Source organism: Flavobacterium sp. M31R6 (assembly GCF_013284035.1).
GTDB lineage: Bacteria > Bacteroidota > Bacteroidia > Flavobacteriales > Flavobacteriaceae > Flavobacterium.
Window position 1 is genome coordinate 2,933,824 of the sequence record NZ_CP054141.1, and the last position, 16,584, is coordinate 2,950,407.

A 16,584-nucleotide genomic window follows, 5' to 3' on the forward strand; every position below is an offset into this window, starting at 1 on the left:
TTTTGCAAAGATAGCATATTGAAATATCATTTTAATTTCCATAATAGGCATTCCAAAGAATTGTGTTTTCCAATTTTTCACTATCTTTCTGTTTGAAAATTACTTACATCCCGTTTCAAACACTAAAATAATATAACAATGGAACCAGAAATTTTCTCAACAACTCCAGACTGTGAAATTGTAACTACGAGAATTATGAACTTTCCCATAGATCTTTCTTTTAAAGCTTGGACTGATCCAAATCATTTAAAAAATTGGTGGGGACCAAAAGGATTCACAAATACTTTCAATGAATTTGACTTACGACCAGGCGGCAAATGGAGTTTTATTATGCACGGCCCAGACAAAGGAAATTATCCCAATGAAGTTGAATTTATAAAAATTGACGAACCAAATCTAATTGCCTGGAAACGTCATTCAAAGCCGCTTTTTAAAGTTCTTGCTACATTTGAAGAAATATACAGTGACAAAACAAAAATTATTTTCAGAATGATTTTCGACACAGCAGAAGAATCCAATAAATTAAGACCATTTGTAGTTGACAAAAACGAAGAGAACTTCGACAGACTTGAAGTTGAGTTGGTAAAGATGGCTCAATAATGGTAAAAAAGGCTCCTTTCGCTATTTTTTGTATAGTGCAAAATGAACTATAATTTATAGTATGAATATCAAAACTACATTACAAGCGTCTAACGCTTAGATTAAAGACAAAAAAACTCTTTTTTCAAATAACTGCCAGCTGGCATAATATTTGAAAAATATGACACAAAAAGAGTTAAGAATGCACAATGAATTATTGAATTATCGCAAATTTGTGATAAATTGTGATTTGCTACGTAATTTATCCCCAATTAATTTACGTACAATCCAAAGGCTTGCATATCCTCATGCAAAGACTCAAAGTATGGGAGTCAACCCTGACAAGCCGACTAGAATAACTTTTCGTTTAAAAAATTCCAAACGCTCAATTTCTATAACGCAGTTGCCTGACAATTACGTTAAAGATGTTTACTTTTTTGAAATTGGTTGGACTGATTGTAAATATGATAAGCTTGTGATTTCTGCCAAATCATGCAAGGAAATCATGTTTAAGATTAACCATGTCTACAAATTAACAAAACCGAAAAAATTATGATGTCGGTTTTATTGGCGATTGTTCCGCCCGAATATCAAGAAACGGAAAAAAGGTTTCTTTATTATCTAAAGACTTTAAAGGACAAAGTGTATAAAAAGGATATTCCTGAAGTTTCTCAGTATCAAGTACAAATTAAAAAGGATTTGAAAGGTTTGACTATTGTCAATCACGGTCATTATAAAACTGAGGTCGTTTCGCAAACTTGGAAACAATTAGAGGAACGTTTAAGGCTTCACTTTGAAAAGGAAGACATTCAGCTTCCTGATGAACAAAAACAATTTTTACTAGACCTACGATTTTAAAAAAACTAGCCGTTAGGTAAAACGGCTATCAATTCACCCAAATAAATTAACATAATGCACCCAAAAACCTTAATATCAATAGATTACCTAATAATTAATTTAAAGGGCGATTTAACCCCTAGAACGTCTAATAATTCGCTCGATTTTGAATTGCATTTAGAACCGTTCGGAACTAAAACTTTTGCAAACAAAAACCTTGTGAAGTACAAAGGGGAACAAATCGGTTTTATTTTGAGTAATCCACGTTCTAGTATATTAGATGACCAACTAAATCAATTTCAATTTGAAAATCATGTTTTTTACAGCAAATCATTAACCGAAATACGTACTATTATTTATGAATTTACCGACTTTTATAACCTTGAATTTACTGCCATTAATAGGCTCGATATTGCTTATGATATTAACGATAACAATGGCTATTATCGTGATTTGGCAAATAATGTCACTACGGGAAAGGTTAAACTTGCCGGACGTAAAAAGTCTTTTTCAACTCATAATGAACTTGTTAAGGGCGTATGTATTAACAATGGCTTTAATCTTGGTTCTCGTTCTAGCACTAAATTTTTGCGAGTATATAACAAAAGTTTATCTCTTGAGATAAAGGAAAAACAACATATAATTGATTTTTACAAAGCGAATGATTTTGAAAATCAGAATGTTTGGCGTTTTGAATATCAATTAAATGCTTCGTTTTTCAATAATTTAAAAGCCTTCGGTTATGATAAAGACTTTTTTGACATTTCGGGCGAAAAATTAAAACTTCCTTTTGAAGATTTGACTTGGTCTGTTTTTGATTATGGGGCATTAATTAACCTTACTATTATGGCACAAAAGAATTTTTTTGAATTGCGTACCAATACGGGGAAGAGTCAAACCAATAAAGAGGAAAGTGTTCGTTTTATTTTGGATTTTGAATATTTGTTAGAAACGAGGTCAAATTATAAGCCTTTGTTTGTTAAGTTAAAAAGGACGCATGTCCCTAGTGTTTTTAAGCGAAAACGCTTGGCGAAAGCCTTATTTCGGGAGTATTGCGCAAATTTTCAGAATGTAACTTATATAGTTGCTTTAAACAGGGTTTTAGACGAGATTAACCCCTTTGACGGTAAACCGTTAAAACATTGGTTCATAAATAAAATGTCTTTTTACTTGGCGGAGTTCCGACAACTTGAGAAAATGAACATAAAATTCGATTATTTACTTTACAAAGAACAAAACAACTTATTTATAGAATAATGGCGAAGCAACTACCAACACAAAAAGTCAATAAAAAGCAATTATCCGTTCTTTTGGATGTTTCCTATAAAACAGGAATTAAAGAATATCAAATCATTTTAGATAGCCTCTCTTTAACCCGAAAATATTTAACCGTTGGTGATTTGGTTGCTTATGGTTTACTGCCTTAAAATTGGTAAAAATGACCAAAAAAGAGTAATAAAGTGTAAAAAGTGGTAACCCCTTTTTGATTCTTAACAAATATTTGCATCAGTAAAATATTAAAAAAATCAAAAAAAAATGAAAATTATTAATTTAAACGGTGTTACCAAAAGTCAAGAGATTACAGTTTCTAAGTCTATCGGTGCTTTGATTGTTTGCAGTGATGTTGCGGTTCAGAACTTGTCAACTGAAAAAATTTCAGTTTATGTGGAAAGGGCGAATGGTTCAAATGTTATCCTAGCTAACAAAATTCCTTTAAAGGATTTTATTTTGGCTTCTACTTATGGAAATGAAGCGATTCAATCTGACCCAAATTTTCATACAATTGCGTTATGTGAGTTGGCAATGGACGGGGGTATTTTCTTGGACGAAAAGGAGCAAATTAAAATCTTGTTAGAGGATTTGATTGATGCAAATGAGTATGAACTTCATGGTGTAGAAGAACCTAATGCAACAAACAACCTTTATTTTTTCGAGCAAAAAACAATAGCTTCTGAGGAATTTAGTAAAAAAATGGACGTTCACGGGTTTGATTTGGCAATTATGACCGTAAAAGCAACCATTCATGATGTATCGTACACTTTTGAAAGTGGTCAAGTGGTTAAGTATTCACCTTTCGAGTTACAAACTTTATCTTCAAATGTTGACCCAGTCTCGTACATCAATGGTGTTGATGTTTATCAAAGGATAGATGGTCGTTTGTCGCTTCCTTTGGTTCATGTGGATTATATTGAGGTTAATAAGTCTCAAGGTGATGTTATTAATTTCGTAGTAAGAAACATTAGGGCGGTTTAAAAAATCCAATAATTAATTTAAAAAAAAATCTGATATTATGGGATTATTTAAAAAACTCGGTGAGAAAGTCAAAAGGGTTGTTTCCATCAAAAATGTGATAGGATTGGCTACGGGCAATTATTTAGGTGTTGCAAAAGATGCTATGAGAGTGGCGACGACAAACAAGCCTAAAAAGGCTGTGGGTGAACCTACGGTATTAACACCAGATGAAACTTTCTTAAGTCCTACTACTCAATTGCCTCAAGTGGTTCAAGATACTTTAATTACAAAGGGTGCGGAGCAAACCAATAAAATGGTTGCTAAATTGGCTACTAATAAAGACGTTCAAAATGCTGCTGACCAGTCAACAGGTTTTTTGTCAAAAGTCTATCTAAGTGCTATGTATGAAAAACATAAGACTTTGATTTGGGTTGCAGGTGCTTCTTTGGTTGCTTTTGTGGTGTATTGGTTCGGTTTTCGTAACAAAACCGCACAACGTGGCCGTAGGAGATAGAAAACCTAGAAATTACAAACGTATCTACTTGATACTTTTTATAGTAGATACGTTTGTTTTAATAGTGAAAAAATTCACTGAAATTTTATTAAATATTAAACATTTATTTATTAAATAATGGCAAATTATAAAAAAAAGACCTACTCAAATAACAGTAGTGATAAAAAGGATTACAAAAAGCATTCGGGCGCAAAAAATACCCGATATACTCCTAAAACGGGTGCAAATGCGGGTGTAGAACAACATCTTACAACGGGTTGGCGTTTGGCGGGAAAAGATTTGATTTCATTTTCTTGTGTGACCACTTCTAAAAGTGTTTTGAGTGAAAAAGGGTGGTACGGTTCAGTTGGTTGTAGCGTAGTGAATACCAAAACAGGTGCAAAGCAATTCTATTGGGGTATGATGGAAAAAAAGACGGGTAAAGTTGTGATTGCTGAAATGGCTTTGGTTCTTAATCCAAAAGCGAAAAACGGCGGTTATTGTGGAACGTTTTTAGGGTCTTAATGTTAAAGAGAATTATTAATATGATACTTCCCCGCTTAATTGACGGGGTGGTGTCTGCTCTAACTGAAAAGTATATTTTAAAGGAGCGTAAAAAATCAGATTATGAAAAGTATTAAGGGTGTGATTTCTATCATCGGTTTAATTGTCAAGTATTCCGCTATTGTAATGGCTGTAATCAAAGGAATCGAGGTAGTCTATTCTGAATTACAAAAAATCGATTTAGGAGAATCAAAGAAAAATGTTGAATCTCAAAATTTTGAAAATGAGTAATTTCTTAGGGCGAAAAGATTTGTCTAGGGGTATTCGAAATAATAATCCTGGGAATCTTAGAATGACCAAAAATAATTGGCAAGGTAAAATTCCATATGATAAAAATAAGGATGCAAACAAAGCTTTTGAGCAGTTTGAAACTATGCAATTTGGTATTCGTGCAATGCTTCGTAATTTGGTTACTCATATCGATAGGGGTGAAAATACCATTAGAAAATTGATAACCACTTATGCGCCTCCCGTAGAAAACAATACTGAATTGTATATAAAACAAGTTGCGTCCGCTGTAGGGTTAACCCCCGATGCGACGATAAAAAAAGTTGATAGTACAATGTTGTTTTTGCTTGCAAAAGCCATTATTAAAAAAGAGAACGGGCAAGATGCAAAGTATGTCTCCGATAGTGATATAACGGATTCTATCAGTAAGTTAGGTTCTTTTGATGTTGCAAATATTACGGTTGATACCTCCAAAAAAATCAGTCTTGCTTTTATTATGGGTTTGTTGCTTTTTCTTTATACTGTTTTAATCGTTTCAGTTTAAAAAAACGTAGAATTAGATAAATTAAAAATCAAAAAAAAATATTGTTATGTTAGAAAAAATAAAATTGTTTTATGCTGAGCATAAACTGTATGTGAATATCGCTTTGGGTGCTTTGGTTGTTTTCATTGGTTGGAAACTTTTGAAAAGAAAGTAATGACTGCTCGTATTAATTATAAAAAACCCGTTTCGAGTGATTCGGGTTTTTTGCAAATTTTAAGAACTAATTGGCTCTTACTCGTTGCGTTGCTTCTTGCTATGCCGGTGTTATATCGTTGGATTACCAATTTAATTGCGCAAATGAAAGGTGCTAATTTAAGCGCTGAAAAGATTGTCAACAATGCGGAAAACGGCAAGTCTAGCCCCGTTATTATTACAAAGAAATCTTTTGATATTTTTAAAAAATATCCAAACGTGAAACCGTCTGAAATGGAGCGTTATAAGGCTGTGGCACAAAAAGTGGCTGTTGCTTTGGGTACGAATGTCGAGGATAATCATTTCATTGTTAATACTGACTTGTATAACGTTAATGCTTGGTTCGAAGACGAAAAAACCGTGGTTGGATTGCTTAAAACAGTGCCTACCACTTTTCCAATTGTCGAGGATTTGTATTATAATGTTTTTACGAGGTCGAGGAATTTAAAAACCGATTTATATAAATATTTAGGTGTAGAAGAGTTGGTTCAAATTAGGGGAGTGTTTAAAAAATATGGTAAAAATTGGCTTTAGCCTTAAAAGAAAGATAAATGAAAAATTTTGTACAATATATTGATAGTACGTATGCGGTAAAGGTAAAAGAATTGCAGTTAGTTGCTCCCGATTCGCTTTTAGAAAATTATGTTTTAAGTGGTATTAACGATGATTTTTTTCCCGTTTCTGTATTTATAAAAAACAAAAGGGTTGACGGTGTTTCTTTGGCAAATGTCGATTCCTTGTTCGGTGAATCCGTTTTAAATGATTTGGGGGATTTGGATTTAAATATTATTCCGAAAAATCATTTTTTTGCCCCTTTACAGCAATTAATATTAGCGGTTCAAAAGCCCATTAGTTCCGTTGTTTCAGTGGGTTCAAATTCTGATTATTTGGGTTCTTTGCAATCTTCAAAGGTTTCTAATTATCCAAAAAGTGATAAATATGGAATTGTTAGACCTGTAATAACGACAAAGGAAAATTTTGAGTTGTATTATGGTTTTCCTTTTCCTAATGATTTGAATGTCAAACGTCTTTCTGTTTCTTATGACGCTTCGATTCAAATGTTTTCGAAAAGTGTCGTTCACAATTTGTTGTATGACCCTTTGAATCCTGATTCTCAATTTAATAGTTCGACGTATTATCATGAACAAATGACAACTTCGAGTTCGAATTATGTTTTTCATATCGATGATATTTTTGTAAATATTGCCGAATTTCCACTTGCTGAAAGTTTCGCTTTTGAGGTTGTTGTTTATCCAAATTATAATTTTGTTTGTCTCTCAAACGTTAACGGTTGGAAAGTTTTTGATGTGATAGACAATTATTGGGGTGATACTAATACCTATATTTCTTTTTCTCGATTAAGTGATAATAGTAGAGGTTTAACTATGCATGTTGATTGGAAAAAACCGCCTGTTATTGATGTGCGTCCTTTAGACGTTAATATTCTGAATCCTACCAATTTGGTGTGTCATTGCGATTGTGAGTGTTCGGGAGGTGGTTCTTCCTCTAGTCTTTTTGTGATACAATTCTCTGGTGAGGGTGAAGGCAATATAAATATAGATTATCATCCTTCAACTCCTGTTGCTTCGTATGTTCTTAACTTGTCCCGTGATGGTATTGATTTTCAAAATATAGCGGTTATAGACGGCTCACGTGTCAATTTTGATGTTTTTGTACAATCGTATGTGCAGTATATCAGATTGTTTGATTTGACTAATAATTGTTATAGTAATATTTTGGAATTGGCTTCAAATGTTGTTGGTGGTAGTGGTGTGAATGATTATTGGTATATGGGGCAATGGAATGAAGACGATACGATACATAACCCGAATGTCAATAGTTGGGTTGACTATATTGACTTCCAAGACGTTCAACAACGTTTTATAGTGGGTGGTCTTGAAAATGGCTGTCAATTGTTACAAGCGAAATCCATAGTTGCCCATAACGGTTGTCATATTTGTGACCCTTTAAACCCTTAATCTATGGCAAATAACACTCCAACGCCTTATAAATGTGTTGTGTTTCATAAGGATAAAACAAAGCATCCTTTAATTTATGCTTTTGTAAAGAGTATTTATTATTTGCATAAGCTTTTAGAGAAAGAAAATTATGATTACCATTATATAAATATTTATAACCGTAAAACTGACGTTTATCTCGGACGACAATATTTTGATAAATTCATAGTAGACAAGCCACCGTATTAAGTACGGTGGTTTTTTTTTGAAGTTAATTATTAATTCTCTGTAAGGAATATTCTCACAGCATATTATATAAATAGGTTCAAAGTTTTTTAAGGTTTATTATTAATTCTCTGTAGGAAATAAAGACAATGTATATTATATTTACGCACAAACTAAATAATTATTTTATGAGAAAAATTACGTTTTTGTTTCTTTTGGTTTCTGTTTTGGGTTTTAGTCAAAAAAAATTAAAGGCTTATGAACAGGAGACCGTGGCGGTTTCTTTTGACCAGTACGATTTGATAAAAAAAGTTAATGAATATTACCCCGATATTTTTGTTTCTAAATCAATTACAAACAATTATACTAATGATTTAAAGGAAAGGGTATTGGTTGAAAGTTATTTGGTGTATGAAATGCCGTTAAATTGTACATCTTATAGTGTTTTGGTTTATCCCGATAATACAAGACTAGATTATTCTTATAATCGTAAAGATAAAGGCTTTTTTTACGGAAATGTAACAATATTTAATGGTAGTGTTTATCGAACCGTTTTTAATATAAACGGAGATAATCGCTATTCAAGTTATTATATTGACGGAAAATTGATAAATGAAGTAAAAATATAAAGTGTTAAACCCCAGTCAAATGGGGTTTTTTTATGTTCTATTTTTTAAATTCTCACCTTAAGGAATAGGATATATTAAATAATTGTATATATCTTTGAAAAAAAAGTGAAAAGAGAGTAATTTTTTTTTAATCTGCAATGCAGTTTTTTGAACTATAATTTATATTATGTAAAATAGAATATTTTAAACACGGTATATCCTAAGTATTTCTTTTATATTTATCATTAAAAAAAACACCTTCTATTCTGCCACTTTCACAATAAATCAGAGCAAAAAAAATCATCGCCAATTTAATGACGATGATTTATAAAAATTATAAAAAAAATTATTTTACGCTAAAACCAATAATCCATTTTTCCCAAACTAATTCTACATCGGTTGCATTTATAATATACGTTAGTTTTTCCGTAGCTGAATCAGCTATTTGTGGTTTTACTTTTACACGCAGTTGATCAACTTTGTCATTGTATTTATATGCGCCCCATTGCTTGGCTTCTTTATTAAAAATAACGACGCATTCGTTTTGATTAGGAATAACAAAAAACGAATACTTTCCTGCCGGCAATCTCAACCCTTCAATGGTAAGATCTTTATCGGTTTCAAAAGTTGTAGCTTCATTAGCTCCAGCACGCCAAACTTCATTAAAAGGAACTAATTCTCCCCAAATTTTTCGGCCTCTCACCGAAGGACTTCCATAATTAATTTGAATCGTTGCTCCATTAATCGTTCCAGTCACTTTTTCTGGGGGACTCTTTGGCTTCTCTTGGGCATTTACAAATGAAATCGCAAAAAACGAGAACACCACTAGTAATGAGATTTTTAAAATTTTCATAGTTTATTTATTTATTTAGCATTAAAATTAAATAATTGCATTCAATATCATTCTAAGACATAGTATTTTATGAAAAATTTAACTATACCGCAATTTATCAAAATTAGTTTTTATAGCCTTACTTTTAAAATCTATTTTTATTATTTTTACAAGCATTACTTTACAACAAGACTATGAATACAATTGCAGAAAATATCGCTGACTTTTTGAAAGAATACCCACCATTCGACAACTTGACTTTTCAAGAACTATCAGCCATTGCTACAAGTATTCGGGTTTTGAACCTGGAAAAAAATGAAACTTTATTCCAAATAAATGACAAACTGCATGATTGTTTCTATGTAGTTGCCTCCGGTGTGATTCATTTATCCGTTATCGCTGATGCCGAAGAAACCTTGTTGAATAAGTGCCATGCAGGTGATGTCTTGGGTTTAAGACCATTTTTCGCCAAAAATAATTACATGATGACGGCCAAAGCCCGTGAAGAAAGTATTATTTATGCCATACCAATTATCACTTTTAGGCCTTTTGTAGCCAATAATCCGGATGTATTGAATTTTCTTTTAGAAAGTTTCGCTACGAATACCTGGAATCCAAAAGAAAAAGAAAACCTAAGAGGCAAATTAGCCAATGATAATGTCGTCTATATTGATCAAAAATCTGAAATGCAATATTTTCAGTCATTGACCTATAATAGACTACCACTTACGGCAACTATCAATGACATTGCCAAAGATGTTGCTCTACTAATGACAGAAAACAGTTCTACCAGTGTAGTTATTTGTGACAATCAATTACCCATTGGAATAGTTACCCATACTGATATGTGTTCCAAAATTGCAACAGGGCAGTTTCCTTTGACCGTAACCATGAAAGCTATCATGTCTGCTCCGGTTGTAACCGTTGTAGAAAATGTCTCTTTGGCTGAAGCCCAGCTTTTGATGCTAAAAAACAATGTAACCCATTTATGCGTCACTTCAGACGGAACAGATAAATCCTCCGTGAAAGGAGTGATTTCAGAACATGATCTGATTATAGCCCAAGCCAATAACCCAGGTGTTTTGATCAAAGAAATCAAAAGATCATCCAATGGAAAGGAACTAAAACATCTACGAGAAAGATTGACTGAATTGATTCAGAATTCAATCCATAAAAATATTCCGCTTTCTAATATAAACAATATTGCGAGCGAAATAAACTCAGCCATACTAAAACGTGCCGTTGAATTATCCATTTTAGATTTAGGCTCTCCTCCTGCACGCTTTGCATGGCTAAGCACGGGAAGCCAAGGTAGAAAAGAGCAATTATTACTGACTGATCAAGACAGTTTATTAATATTTGAAGATGTAGCTCCCGATAAATATAGAGACGTACGAGATTATTTCTTGAAATTAGCAAAAAGAACAACTGCAACACTGGAAAAAGTTGGTTATGAATTATGTCCAAATGGTCATATGGCAAGCAATATGCTTTGGTGTAAATCATTGACAGACTGGACTAAACAATACGACAGCTGGATGAATACTCCAGGTGAAAACAGTAATGATCTTAGTAGCATCTTTTTTGACCTGGAACTTGTTTTTGGAGAAAAAAAGATATTTGAAGCTATTGAAAATGTGATTCTAAAAGACTTGGATCATAACACATTGTTTTTTGACTTCTTAGGAAATGATGCATTAAGAAAAAATTCTCCTCTTACCTTTTTCAAGAAATTTGTAGTAGAAGAAGACGAACCTAACAAAAATAAATTTGACATAAAAACCAGAGCATTAATGCCTTTAATTGACGGAGCCAGATTATTTGCCTTGCATTTCAACATCAAAGGATTAAATAATACCTACCTGCGTTTCAAACAATTAGCAATTATTGATGCGAAAAATGCAGATATTTACTTAAATTGTGCTGAAGCATTTTTGACTTTATCAAAATTTAGAGTAAATGAAGGTTTAAAAAATGAAAATTCAGGACAATATATAAACCTGAGCGAACTAACAAAATTAGATAAAGAAAAACTAAAGAATGCCTTAGCCCCAATGAAAGAACTGGAAGAATTAATTAAAAGTAATTTCAAACTAACGCAATTTTCATAATGATGCTAGATTGGCTAAAAAATATAAATAAAGAATATCCTGATTTTTGGAAAACTTACCTCGCTAAGTTTGAACACAAATCAAAACGCTATGTTGTGTTTTCTACTGAAACTTCTGGACTTAATCCCGATAAGGATGTTATTTTGTCTATTGGTTCCTTTGCCATCGTGAATAACAAAATTCATATAGGTGACAGTTTTGAATCTATTTTACTGCAATACAAGTATTTTCACGATAATGGTCTATCAAATGAATTCATTTTGGAAAGCAAGATGAAAAAACTAAGTGAACCAGAGGCAATCGAAGCTTTTATAGATTATATAGGAAATGCCGTTTTAATTGGACATCACGTGGATTTTGATGTCGACATGATCAATAGTGCTCTGATGAGACTGGATTGCGGCAGATTAAAAAACGAAGCTTTAGACATTGATGTGATGTATCGTAAACTGATAGATGTCAACGACAAACAGTTTTCACTTGACGAATTATCAGAAATTTTTAAATTACCGAAAAGCTACCGAAAATCTCCTTCTGAAGAGGCATACACTATCGCATTGCTGTTTTTAAAACTGAAGAACAGATTAGGAATCAAATAAATTTTCAAGCTACCAGTCCAATGCAATTATCCTTTGAAAACGTCCATGATGTGTTATGGAAACTGGAGCAATTGCATTTGAAAAAGCATCCAAAATATAAGGGATTCCATTTTCTTTTTTTATATTTTCTAAAGAATCCAAAGTCTTTATTTTACTAAAAAAATCCATTTTGGAAACAGCAATTGAGTAAATATAAAATTCAGTAATATAAGTTTGGGTATAAAAAACAAACCCATCAATAGAAACCGTTCCAGAAATTTCGTCTTCATAATGACATTGCAATCGCCGCGGAAAATAACCGCTTATCCCTGTTTCTCGATTGTAAATTTTATACGCAGCTTCTTTTCTGCTCCATAAATTCCAAACCATGGTCTCCGGATTAGAATTATTAAGAATCAAGCATTGTTCTTGCTGAGAAAAAATTTTATCCAAAAATCCTTTCCGCTTACAATTGCTTTCTTTTCGGGCTAAATCAAGATCAACTATATCATTACCAATCATTGTTTTAATAATTCGGTCTCTATAACACCAATAGCTGCTTTTACATTGACCATTTTCTCCATCGATTCATTATCAATTATAATATCGAATTTTTCTTCAATATCTAATATCACATCAACCAAATTAGCCGAATTGATTCTCAAATCATTCACAAAATCAGTTTCTTCTGTAAGAGAATCAAATGCTTCCTGATTTTGAACATAAGGCTTTACTATATTCTTTAACTGTTCTATTGTCGCTTCTCTACTCATAAAGTTTATATTTTGTTAAACCAATTACTAAAACTTATCATTTACTAAGATTAATATTTTTTAAAAACAACACATCCATTCACATCTCCAAATCCAAAACTGGCTTTCATGACAATATTTAAATCTTTTTCAATCAGTTGCAATGGAATTCTTGACGAATCGATGATTTCGGTAATTTCTGGGTGCAAATCTTCACAATTACGATTCGGAAAAATAAAACCTTGATGCAATTGCAAAATACTGGCCACGCTTTCTATACTCCCCGCAGCCGATAAACAGTGTCCCACAGTTGATTTCAATGAATTAATATAAGGAAAATCCACTCCTCGTCTACCTAAAGCCATGCTCCAATTCGAAATTTCCAAACTATCCTTACTCGTAGCAGTAAGATGGCCATTAATCAAATCAACATCTTTACCTGTAATTCCAGCAGTCCTCATTGCATTTTGAATGCATTTTTGAACAGCCATAGGATTTGGAGCCGTTAAGGTACCCAAACCTCTTTGCCCTCCAGAATTTAAATTTCCTCCTAGCACTTCTGCATATATCCTAGCGCCTCTTGCCATAGCCGCCTCCAAATCTTCCAAAACTAAAGCACCGGCCCCGCTAGCAGGCACAAACCCTGATGCGCTCGTCGACATAGGTCTTGAACCTGTTTCAGGAGAATCGTTATGTCTAAATGTACAAACCCTCATAGCATCAAATCCTCCCCAAATGTAAGGACCGGAATCACTGGTGCTTCCAGCCAAAATACGCTTGGCTTGACCTGATTTTATACGATCATACGCCATAATAATACTTTCTGTTCCAGTCGTACAAGCTGAAGAATTGGTCGTAACTTGATTGCCCAAACCCAATTTTCCCGCTAAATAAGCACTTATCCCACTATTCATTGTTTGGATCACAGTGGTGCTTCCCAAACTCCTGCATTTTAAATCATCAATTTTATAAATACTTTCTCTGAATTTTTCAATACCAGAGGTTCCCGATCCAAAAATAGTCCCACTGTCCCAATCGGGCTCTTCCTGCACCTTCATTGACAAGCCGGCGTCTTTCCATGCATCAATTCCCGCTATAACACCATATAAAATCCCTGTCGCATTAAAATTCTTAAGTTCTAGTTCAGAAAAATATTGCAACGCCAATTCAGAAGAAACATCTGGCATTCCAGCAATTTGGCACGAAAATTTTAATCTTTCCAATTCCTCAAAATGTTTTATTCCGGAAATTCCGTTCTTAATCGCATGTTGAAACGTGTCAAGACCTACCCCATTTGGAGCGACTACGCCAAGACCTGTTATAACAACTCGATTTTTCATTTTTAATTAATTTTAAACTATCATACCTGCAATTATTCCACTGCAAACAATTTCTTCTTTTGCATTTTTCATACTGACTTTGCATTTTAATTTTCCAAATCTAAAATAGATTTTTTGAGAAATTACAGTTACTTTTTCATTTGGAAAAACAGGCTTTAAAAAATCAATACTAGTTGATGTTAAGGCGATTACCGACATTGAATTTAATTTTTCATTTAATAAAAATATTCCCAAACAAACCACCCCAATCTGAGCCATAACCTCCGTTAAGATCACTCCGGGAGTAACTGGATTTCCTTTAAAATGACCTTTGTAAAATTCCAGATTTTCATCAAAAGTATATTCTCCCTCCACGCCATCTTCATTAATTCTTACTATTTCATCCACAAACAAAAAAGGTTTGGAATAGGGCAATTTTGAAATTATATCTTTTTTTTCCATTGATTTTACTTAAAACAAATAATACACAGAATCTCACTAGTATTCTAAAACTGCAGCAATACTTTTTGAGCCGAAAATCCGGGTCCAAAACTCAACATCAAGCCCTTAGAGCCTTTTTCGGGTTTTTTATCCATAAATCGCTCTAAAACATACAACACGGTTGCGCTTGACATATTCCCGTAAAGCTTCAAAACAGCTTTGGTATCGTCTATATTTTTTCCATGGTCGAAAAAGAGATTCTCAACAATCTGAACGATTTTTTTTCCTCCCGGATGAAAAATTAAATGATCAATATCTGATATTTTCAAATTATTCTTTTTCAGGAAAGGATGAATAATATCGCCAAAATGAGAACTTATCGTCTCCGGAACATCAATATCCAAAACCATTTGCAATCCTGAATTGGTAAGCTTAAATCCCATCATATGAATATTGTCAAAAAAATGATACATTTCTTCTGCCAAAATCTCTGGACCTTCCTCTTCTTCAACTGATGAAAGCAAAACACAGGCCGCTCCATCACCAAAAATTGCAGCGCTCACAATGTTCGCCATCGAAAAATCATTTAATTGAAACGTAGCTGTCGGACTTTCAATCGCAATAACCGCCGCTTTTTTACCTGGATTAGCCTGAAGAAAATTCTTTGCATATATAATTCCCGAAATTCCCGCCGCACAACCCATTTCGGTCACCGGCAATCTCACTATATCCTGCCTTAATTTCAAACTGTTAATCAAATAAGCGTCCAACGAAGGAATCATTATTCCAGTGCAGCTCACAGTTATGATATAATCCAAATCCTCAGGGAGCCATCGGGCTTTCTTCAATGCTTTGCTCAGGACTTTTTCACCCAAATCAATCACTTCCCTGATATAGATATCATTTTTATCTTCAAATGAGGTGTTTTCAAAAACCTCTAACGGATCCATTATCGAATAACGCTTATCTACTCCTGCACCTTCAAAAATTTTTTTAACTTTTCGAATAAAACGCTCTTCTTGACCTTCTAACCAAATATCCAAAAAAGGAAGAATCTCCTCTGTAGTTCTTGAAAACTTTGGCAATTGCTTGGCAACACATTTTATTTTTACACTCATTATTTTCTTTTGGGGTTTATCTAAATTTCAAAAATCAACATCGTTTTATTTCTCCACAATCCATTGGTAGCGAAAAGCCCATTTCCACTGAATACTGTATTTTTTAAATCTCAAATTTTCCGAAAATGCAATCAGCTCGTCTTTTTTAAAACCTCTCAATATAGAGGTCAAGCCATCTTCCCGTGACATTTTATTCATTCGAAAAACAAAACAAAATCCCTGAAATAATCGATACGCAACTGAATTGCGATGTAAATCATTCACAACAAAACCTAGTTTGGAATTTCTATTGAATATCGTTAATAATTCAATGATTTCATCATTACTAAAATGATGTAAAGTCAAGGTGCAAAGTAATATATCAAACTTTAACTCATTAAAAGATTGACTAAAAACATCCTCGCATCGGTATTTAATATTGGGGTAATTTCTGGACAAATCGATAGCGTAATTCACGGTAAATGGATTTGCATCAACCCCTATCAATTCCAGATTTAGATTATTCTGAAAACCAAAATCGGCTAATTTTCGCAACATATCCCCATTACCGCAACCAACATCTACAATTGTGACCGGGCTTGAATTGGATTCATTTTTTAATAATTTCGCAACACCTTTCAAAGTCAATCGGTTCCCTCCTAAAAGTTGGTTTATTTGCGCTATTTTATCCAATGCTAATTTCAAAGCATCTCCCTCCAAAGTAAAATCATCCATTATTTCAGGATTACCGGTCCGATGTTTTGTGTTTACAAGCATTAATTTTTAATTATTTCAAAATTAAACTCAATTGCTTCTTTTGCCTTAAGCTCTCTAATCGCTTGTAAGTTATGAAAAAAAAATTCGGCCAAGCACAAAAATCATTAAAAACTACAATTGTGCAAAATGAATGCTTCTCATTGTAACTCTATTATTTCAGTTACATGACGATCTTAATTTTAGACATATCAAAATTCTTCCGAAGTACCGAATCGTA

General features: G+C 33.1%; 22 protein-coding genes. 15 read left to right on the forward strand and 7 right to left on the reverse strand.

From position 1 onward, the window contains the following. Positions 1-138: 138 nt before the first annotated feature. The 13 genes from HQN62_RS12025 (at position 139) to HQN62_RS12085 (ending at position 8,481) form a co-directional block, all read left to right on the forward strand. Positions 139-600 (forward strand): SRPBCC family protein, encoded by a 462-nt coding sequence (locus tag HQN62_RS12025; RefSeq protein WP_173504530.1) that lies wholly within the window; start codon positions 139-141, stop codon positions 598-600. A 531-nt stretch (positions 601-1,131) separates the two neighbouring features. Continuing rightward, on the forward strand, positions 1,132-1,437 hold the full coding sequence (locus HQN62_RS12030; protein ID WP_173504531.1) for a hypothetical protein: 306 nt from the start codon (positions 1,132-1,134) through the stop codon (positions 1,435-1,437). A 54-nt stretch (positions 1,438-1,491) separates the two neighbouring features. Further along, entirely contained in the window at positions 1,492-2,673 is a 1,182-nt protein-coding gene (locus HQN62_RS12035) for a replication initiation factor domain-containing protein (RefSeq protein ID WP_173504532.1), read from the forward strand. After that, a complete protein-coding gene (locus HQN62_RS12040; protein WP_173504533.1) occupies positions 2,673-2,843 on the forward strand; it encodes a hypothetical protein in 171 nt (56 codons plus the stop codon). Before HQN62_RS12035 ends, HQN62_RS12040 begins: the two co-directional genes overlap by 1 nt. Positions 2,844-2,952: 109 nt before the next feature. Then, on the forward strand, positions 2,953-3,669 hold the full coding sequence (locus HQN62_RS12045) for a hypothetical protein (RefSeq protein WP_173504534.1): 717 nt from the start codon (positions 2,953-2,955) through the stop codon (positions 3,667-3,669). 37 nt (positions 3,670-3,706) lie between these two features. Next, entirely contained in the window at positions 3,707-4,162 is a 456-nt protein-coding gene (locus HQN62_RS12050; protein WP_173504535.1) for a hypothetical protein, read from the forward strand. Positions 4,163-4,279: 117 nt separating this feature from the next. After that, on the forward strand, positions 4,280-4,666 hold the full coding sequence (locus HQN62_RS12055; RefSeq protein WP_173504536.1) for a hypothetical protein: 387 nt from the start codon (positions 4,280-4,282) through the stop codon (positions 4,664-4,666). A gap of 102 nt (positions 4,667-4,768) precedes the next feature. Beyond that, positions 4,769-4,936, forward strand: a complete 168-nt coding sequence (locus HQN62_RS12060) for a hypothetical protein (RefSeq protein ID WP_173504537.1) — start codon at positions 4,769-4,771, stop codon at positions 4,934-4,936. Then, entirely contained in the window at positions 4,929-5,477 is a 549-nt protein-coding gene (locus tag HQN62_RS12065) for a hypothetical protein (RefSeq protein WP_173504538.1), read from the forward strand. Before HQN62_RS12060 ends, HQN62_RS12065 begins: the two co-directional genes overlap by 8 nt. Before the next feature lie 153 nt (positions 5,478-5,630). Beyond that, positions 5,631-6,203 carry a hypothetical protein gene (locus HQN62_RS12070; RefSeq protein WP_173504539.1) on the forward strand — a complete coding sequence of 191 codons (573 nt, stop codon included), beginning with the start codon at positions 5,631-5,633 and terminating at the stop codon, positions 6,201-6,203. 17 nt (positions 6,204-6,220) lie between these two features. Continuing rightward, positions 6,221-7,648: a hypothetical protein gene (locus HQN62_RS12075; RefSeq protein WP_173504540.1), complete on the forward strand. Its 1,428-nt coding sequence runs from the start codon at positions 6,221-6,223 to the stop codon at positions 7,646-7,648. Positions 7,649-7,651: 3 nt separating this feature from the next. Then, positions 7,652-7,876, forward strand: a complete 225-nt coding sequence (locus HQN62_RS12080) for a hypothetical protein (RefSeq protein ID WP_173504541.1) — start codon at positions 7,652-7,654, stop codon at positions 7,874-7,876. 164 nt (positions 7,877-8,040) lie between these two features. Then, the gene (locus HQN62_RS12085; protein ID WP_173504542.1) at positions 8,041-8,481 is read left to right on the forward strand and encodes a hypothetical protein; all 441 of its coding nucleotides are present in this window, start codon (positions 8,041-8,043) and stop codon (positions 8,479-8,481) included. A gap of 325 nt (positions 8,482-8,806) precedes the next feature. Here the strand turns inward: HQN62_RS12085 and HQN62_RS12090 are convergent, their stop codons facing one another. Further along, entirely contained in the window at positions 8,807-9,313 is a 507-nt protein-coding gene (locus HQN62_RS12090) for a DUF2911 domain-containing protein (RefSeq protein ID WP_173504543.1), read from the reverse strand. A gap of 173 nt (positions 9,314-9,486) precedes the next feature. Here HQN62_RS12090 and HQN62_RS12095 point away from each other — a divergent pair, with 173 nt between their 5' ends. Continuing rightward, entirely contained in the window at positions 9,487-11,403 is a 1,917-nt protein-coding gene (locus HQN62_RS12095) for a DUF294 nucleotidyltransferase-like domain-containing protein (RefSeq protein WP_116798101.1), read from the forward strand. After that, positions 11,403-12,002, forward strand: a complete 600-nt coding sequence (locus HQN62_RS12100) for a 3'-5' exonuclease (protein ID WP_243412129.1) — start codon at positions 11,403-11,405, stop codon at positions 12,000-12,002. The genes HQN62_RS12095 and HQN62_RS12100 overlap by 1 nt, the downstream gene beginning before the upstream one ends. A gap of 9 nt (positions 12,003-12,011) precedes the next feature. Here the strand turns inward: HQN62_RS12100 and HQN62_RS12105 are convergent, their stop codons facing one another. The 6 genes from HQN62_RS12105 to HQN62_RS12130 are packed head-to-tail and all read right to left on the reverse strand — an operon-like array spanning position 12,012 to position 16,367. Next, a complete protein-coding gene (locus HQN62_RS12105) occupies positions 12,012-12,503 on the reverse strand; it encodes a 4'-phosphopantetheinyl transferase family protein (protein ID WP_173504544.1) in 492 nt (163 codons plus the stop codon). Next, positions 12,500-12,754: an acyl carrier protein gene (locus HQN62_RS12110; RefSeq protein ID WP_116798099.1), complete on the reverse strand. Its 255-nt coding sequence runs from the start codon at positions 12,752-12,754 to the stop codon at positions 12,500-12,502. Before HQN62_RS12110 ends, HQN62_RS12105 begins: the two co-directional genes overlap by 4 nt. Before the next feature lie 50 nt (positions 12,755-12,804). Then, positions 12,805-14,073, reverse strand: coding sequence for a beta-ketoacyl-[acyl-carrier-protein] synthase family protein (locus HQN62_RS12115; RefSeq protein ID WP_173504545.1), 1,269 nt, complete (start codon positions 14,071-14,073; stop codon positions 12,805-12,807). Between the two features lie 12 nt (positions 14,074-14,085). After that, positions 14,086-14,514: a 3-hydroxyacyl-ACP dehydratase FabZ family protein gene (locus tag HQN62_RS12120; RefSeq protein ID WP_173504546.1), complete on the reverse strand. Its 429-nt coding sequence runs from the start codon at positions 14,512-14,514 to the stop codon at positions 14,086-14,088. A gap of 44 nt (positions 14,515-14,558) precedes the next feature. Further along, complete coding sequence (locus HQN62_RS12125; RefSeq protein WP_173504547.1) at positions 14,559-15,611, reverse strand: type III polyketide synthase; 1,053 nt, start codon at positions 15,609-15,611, stop codon at positions 14,559-14,561. A 45-nt stretch (positions 15,612-15,656) separates the two neighbouring features. Then, the gene (locus HQN62_RS12130) at positions 15,657-16,367 is read right to left on the reverse strand and encodes a methyltransferase domain-containing protein (protein ID WP_173504548.1); all 711 of its coding nucleotides are present in this window, start codon (positions 16,365-16,367) and stop codon (positions 15,657-15,659) included. Positions 16,368-16,584 lie beyond the last annotated feature (217 nt).

Coding starts and splice junctions, on each gene's coding strand:
- HQN62_RS12085 (WP_173504542.1), top strand. CDS start 8,041: ATGAGAAAAATTACGTTTTTGTTTCTTTTGGTTTCTGTTTTGGGTTTT.
- HQN62_RS12035 (WP_173504532.1), top strand. CDS start 1,492: ATGCACCCAAAAACCTTAATATCAATAGATTACCTAATAATTAATTTA.
- HQN62_RS12120 (WP_173504546.1), bottom strand. CDS start 14,514: ATGGAAAAAAAAGATATAATTTCAAAATTGCCCTATTCCAAACCTTTT.
- HQN62_RS12095 (WP_116798101.1), top strand. CDS start 9,487: ATGAATACAATTGCAGAAAATATCGCTGACTTTTTGAAAGAATACCCA.
- HQN62_RS12055 (WP_173504536.1), top strand. CDS start 4,280: ATGGCAAATTATAAAAAAAAGACCTACTCAAATAACAGTAGTGATAAA.
- HQN62_RS12025 (WP_173504530.1), top strand. CDS start 139: ATGGAACCAGAAATTTTCTCAACAACTCCAGACTGTGAAATTGTAACT.
- HQN62_RS12080 (WP_173504541.1), top strand. CDS start 7,652: ATGGCAAATAACACTCCAACGCCTTATAAATGTGTTGTGTTTCATAAG.
- HQN62_RS12065 (WP_173504538.1), top strand. CDS start 4,929: ATGAGTAATTTCTTAGGGCGAAAAGATTTGTCTAGGGGTATTCGAAAT.
- HQN62_RS12110 (WP_116798099.1), bottom strand. CDS start 12,754: ATGAGTAGAGAAGCGACAATAGAACAGTTAAAGAATATAGTAAAGCCT.
- HQN62_RS12075 (WP_173504540.1), top strand. CDS start 6,221: ATGAAAAATTTTGTACAATATATTGATAGTACGTATGCGGTAAAGGTA.
- HQN62_RS12040 (WP_173504533.1), top strand. CDS start 2,673: ATGGCGAAGCAACTACCAACACAAAAAGTCAATAAAAAGCAATTATCC.
- HQN62_RS12100 (WP_243412129.1), top strand. CDS start 11,403: ATGATGCTAGATTGGCTAAAAAATATAAATAAAGAATATCCTGATTTT.
- HQN62_RS12105 (WP_173504544.1), bottom strand. CDS start 12,503: ATGATTGGTAATGATATAGTTGATCTTGATTTAGCCCGAAAAGAAAGC.
- HQN62_RS12070 (WP_173504539.1), top strand. CDS start 5,631: ATGACTGCTCGTATTAATTATAAAAAACCCGTTTCGAGTGATTCGGGT.
- HQN62_RS12050 (WP_173504535.1), top strand. CDS start 3,707: ATGGGATTATTTAAAAAACTCGGTGAGAAAGTCAAAAGGGTTGTTTCC.
- HQN62_RS12045 (WP_173504534.1), top strand. CDS start 2,953: ATGAAAATTATTAATTTAAACGGTGTTACCAAAAGTCAAGAGATTACA.
- HQN62_RS12090 (WP_173504543.1), bottom strand. CDS start 9,313: ATGAAAATTTTAAAAATCTCATTACTAGTGGTGTTCTCGTTTTTTGCG.
- HQN62_RS12030 (WP_173504531.1), top strand. CDS start 1,132: ATGATGTCGGTTTTATTGGCGATTGTTCCGCCCGAATATCAAGAAACG.
- HQN62_RS12060 (WP_173504537.1), top strand. CDS start 4,769: ATGAAAAGTATTAAGGGTGTGATTTCTATCATCGGTTTAATTGTCAAG.
- HQN62_RS12130 (WP_173504548.1), bottom strand. CDS start 16,367: ATGCTTGTAAACACAAAACATCGGACCGGTAATCCTGAAATAATGGAT.
- HQN62_RS12115 (WP_173504545.1), bottom strand. CDS start 14,073: ATGAAAAATCGAGTTGTTATAACAGGTCTTGGCGTAGTCGCTCCAAAT.
- HQN62_RS12125 (WP_173504547.1), bottom strand. CDS start 15,611: ATGAGTGTAAAAATAAAATGTGTTGCCAAGCAATTGCCAAAGTTTTCA.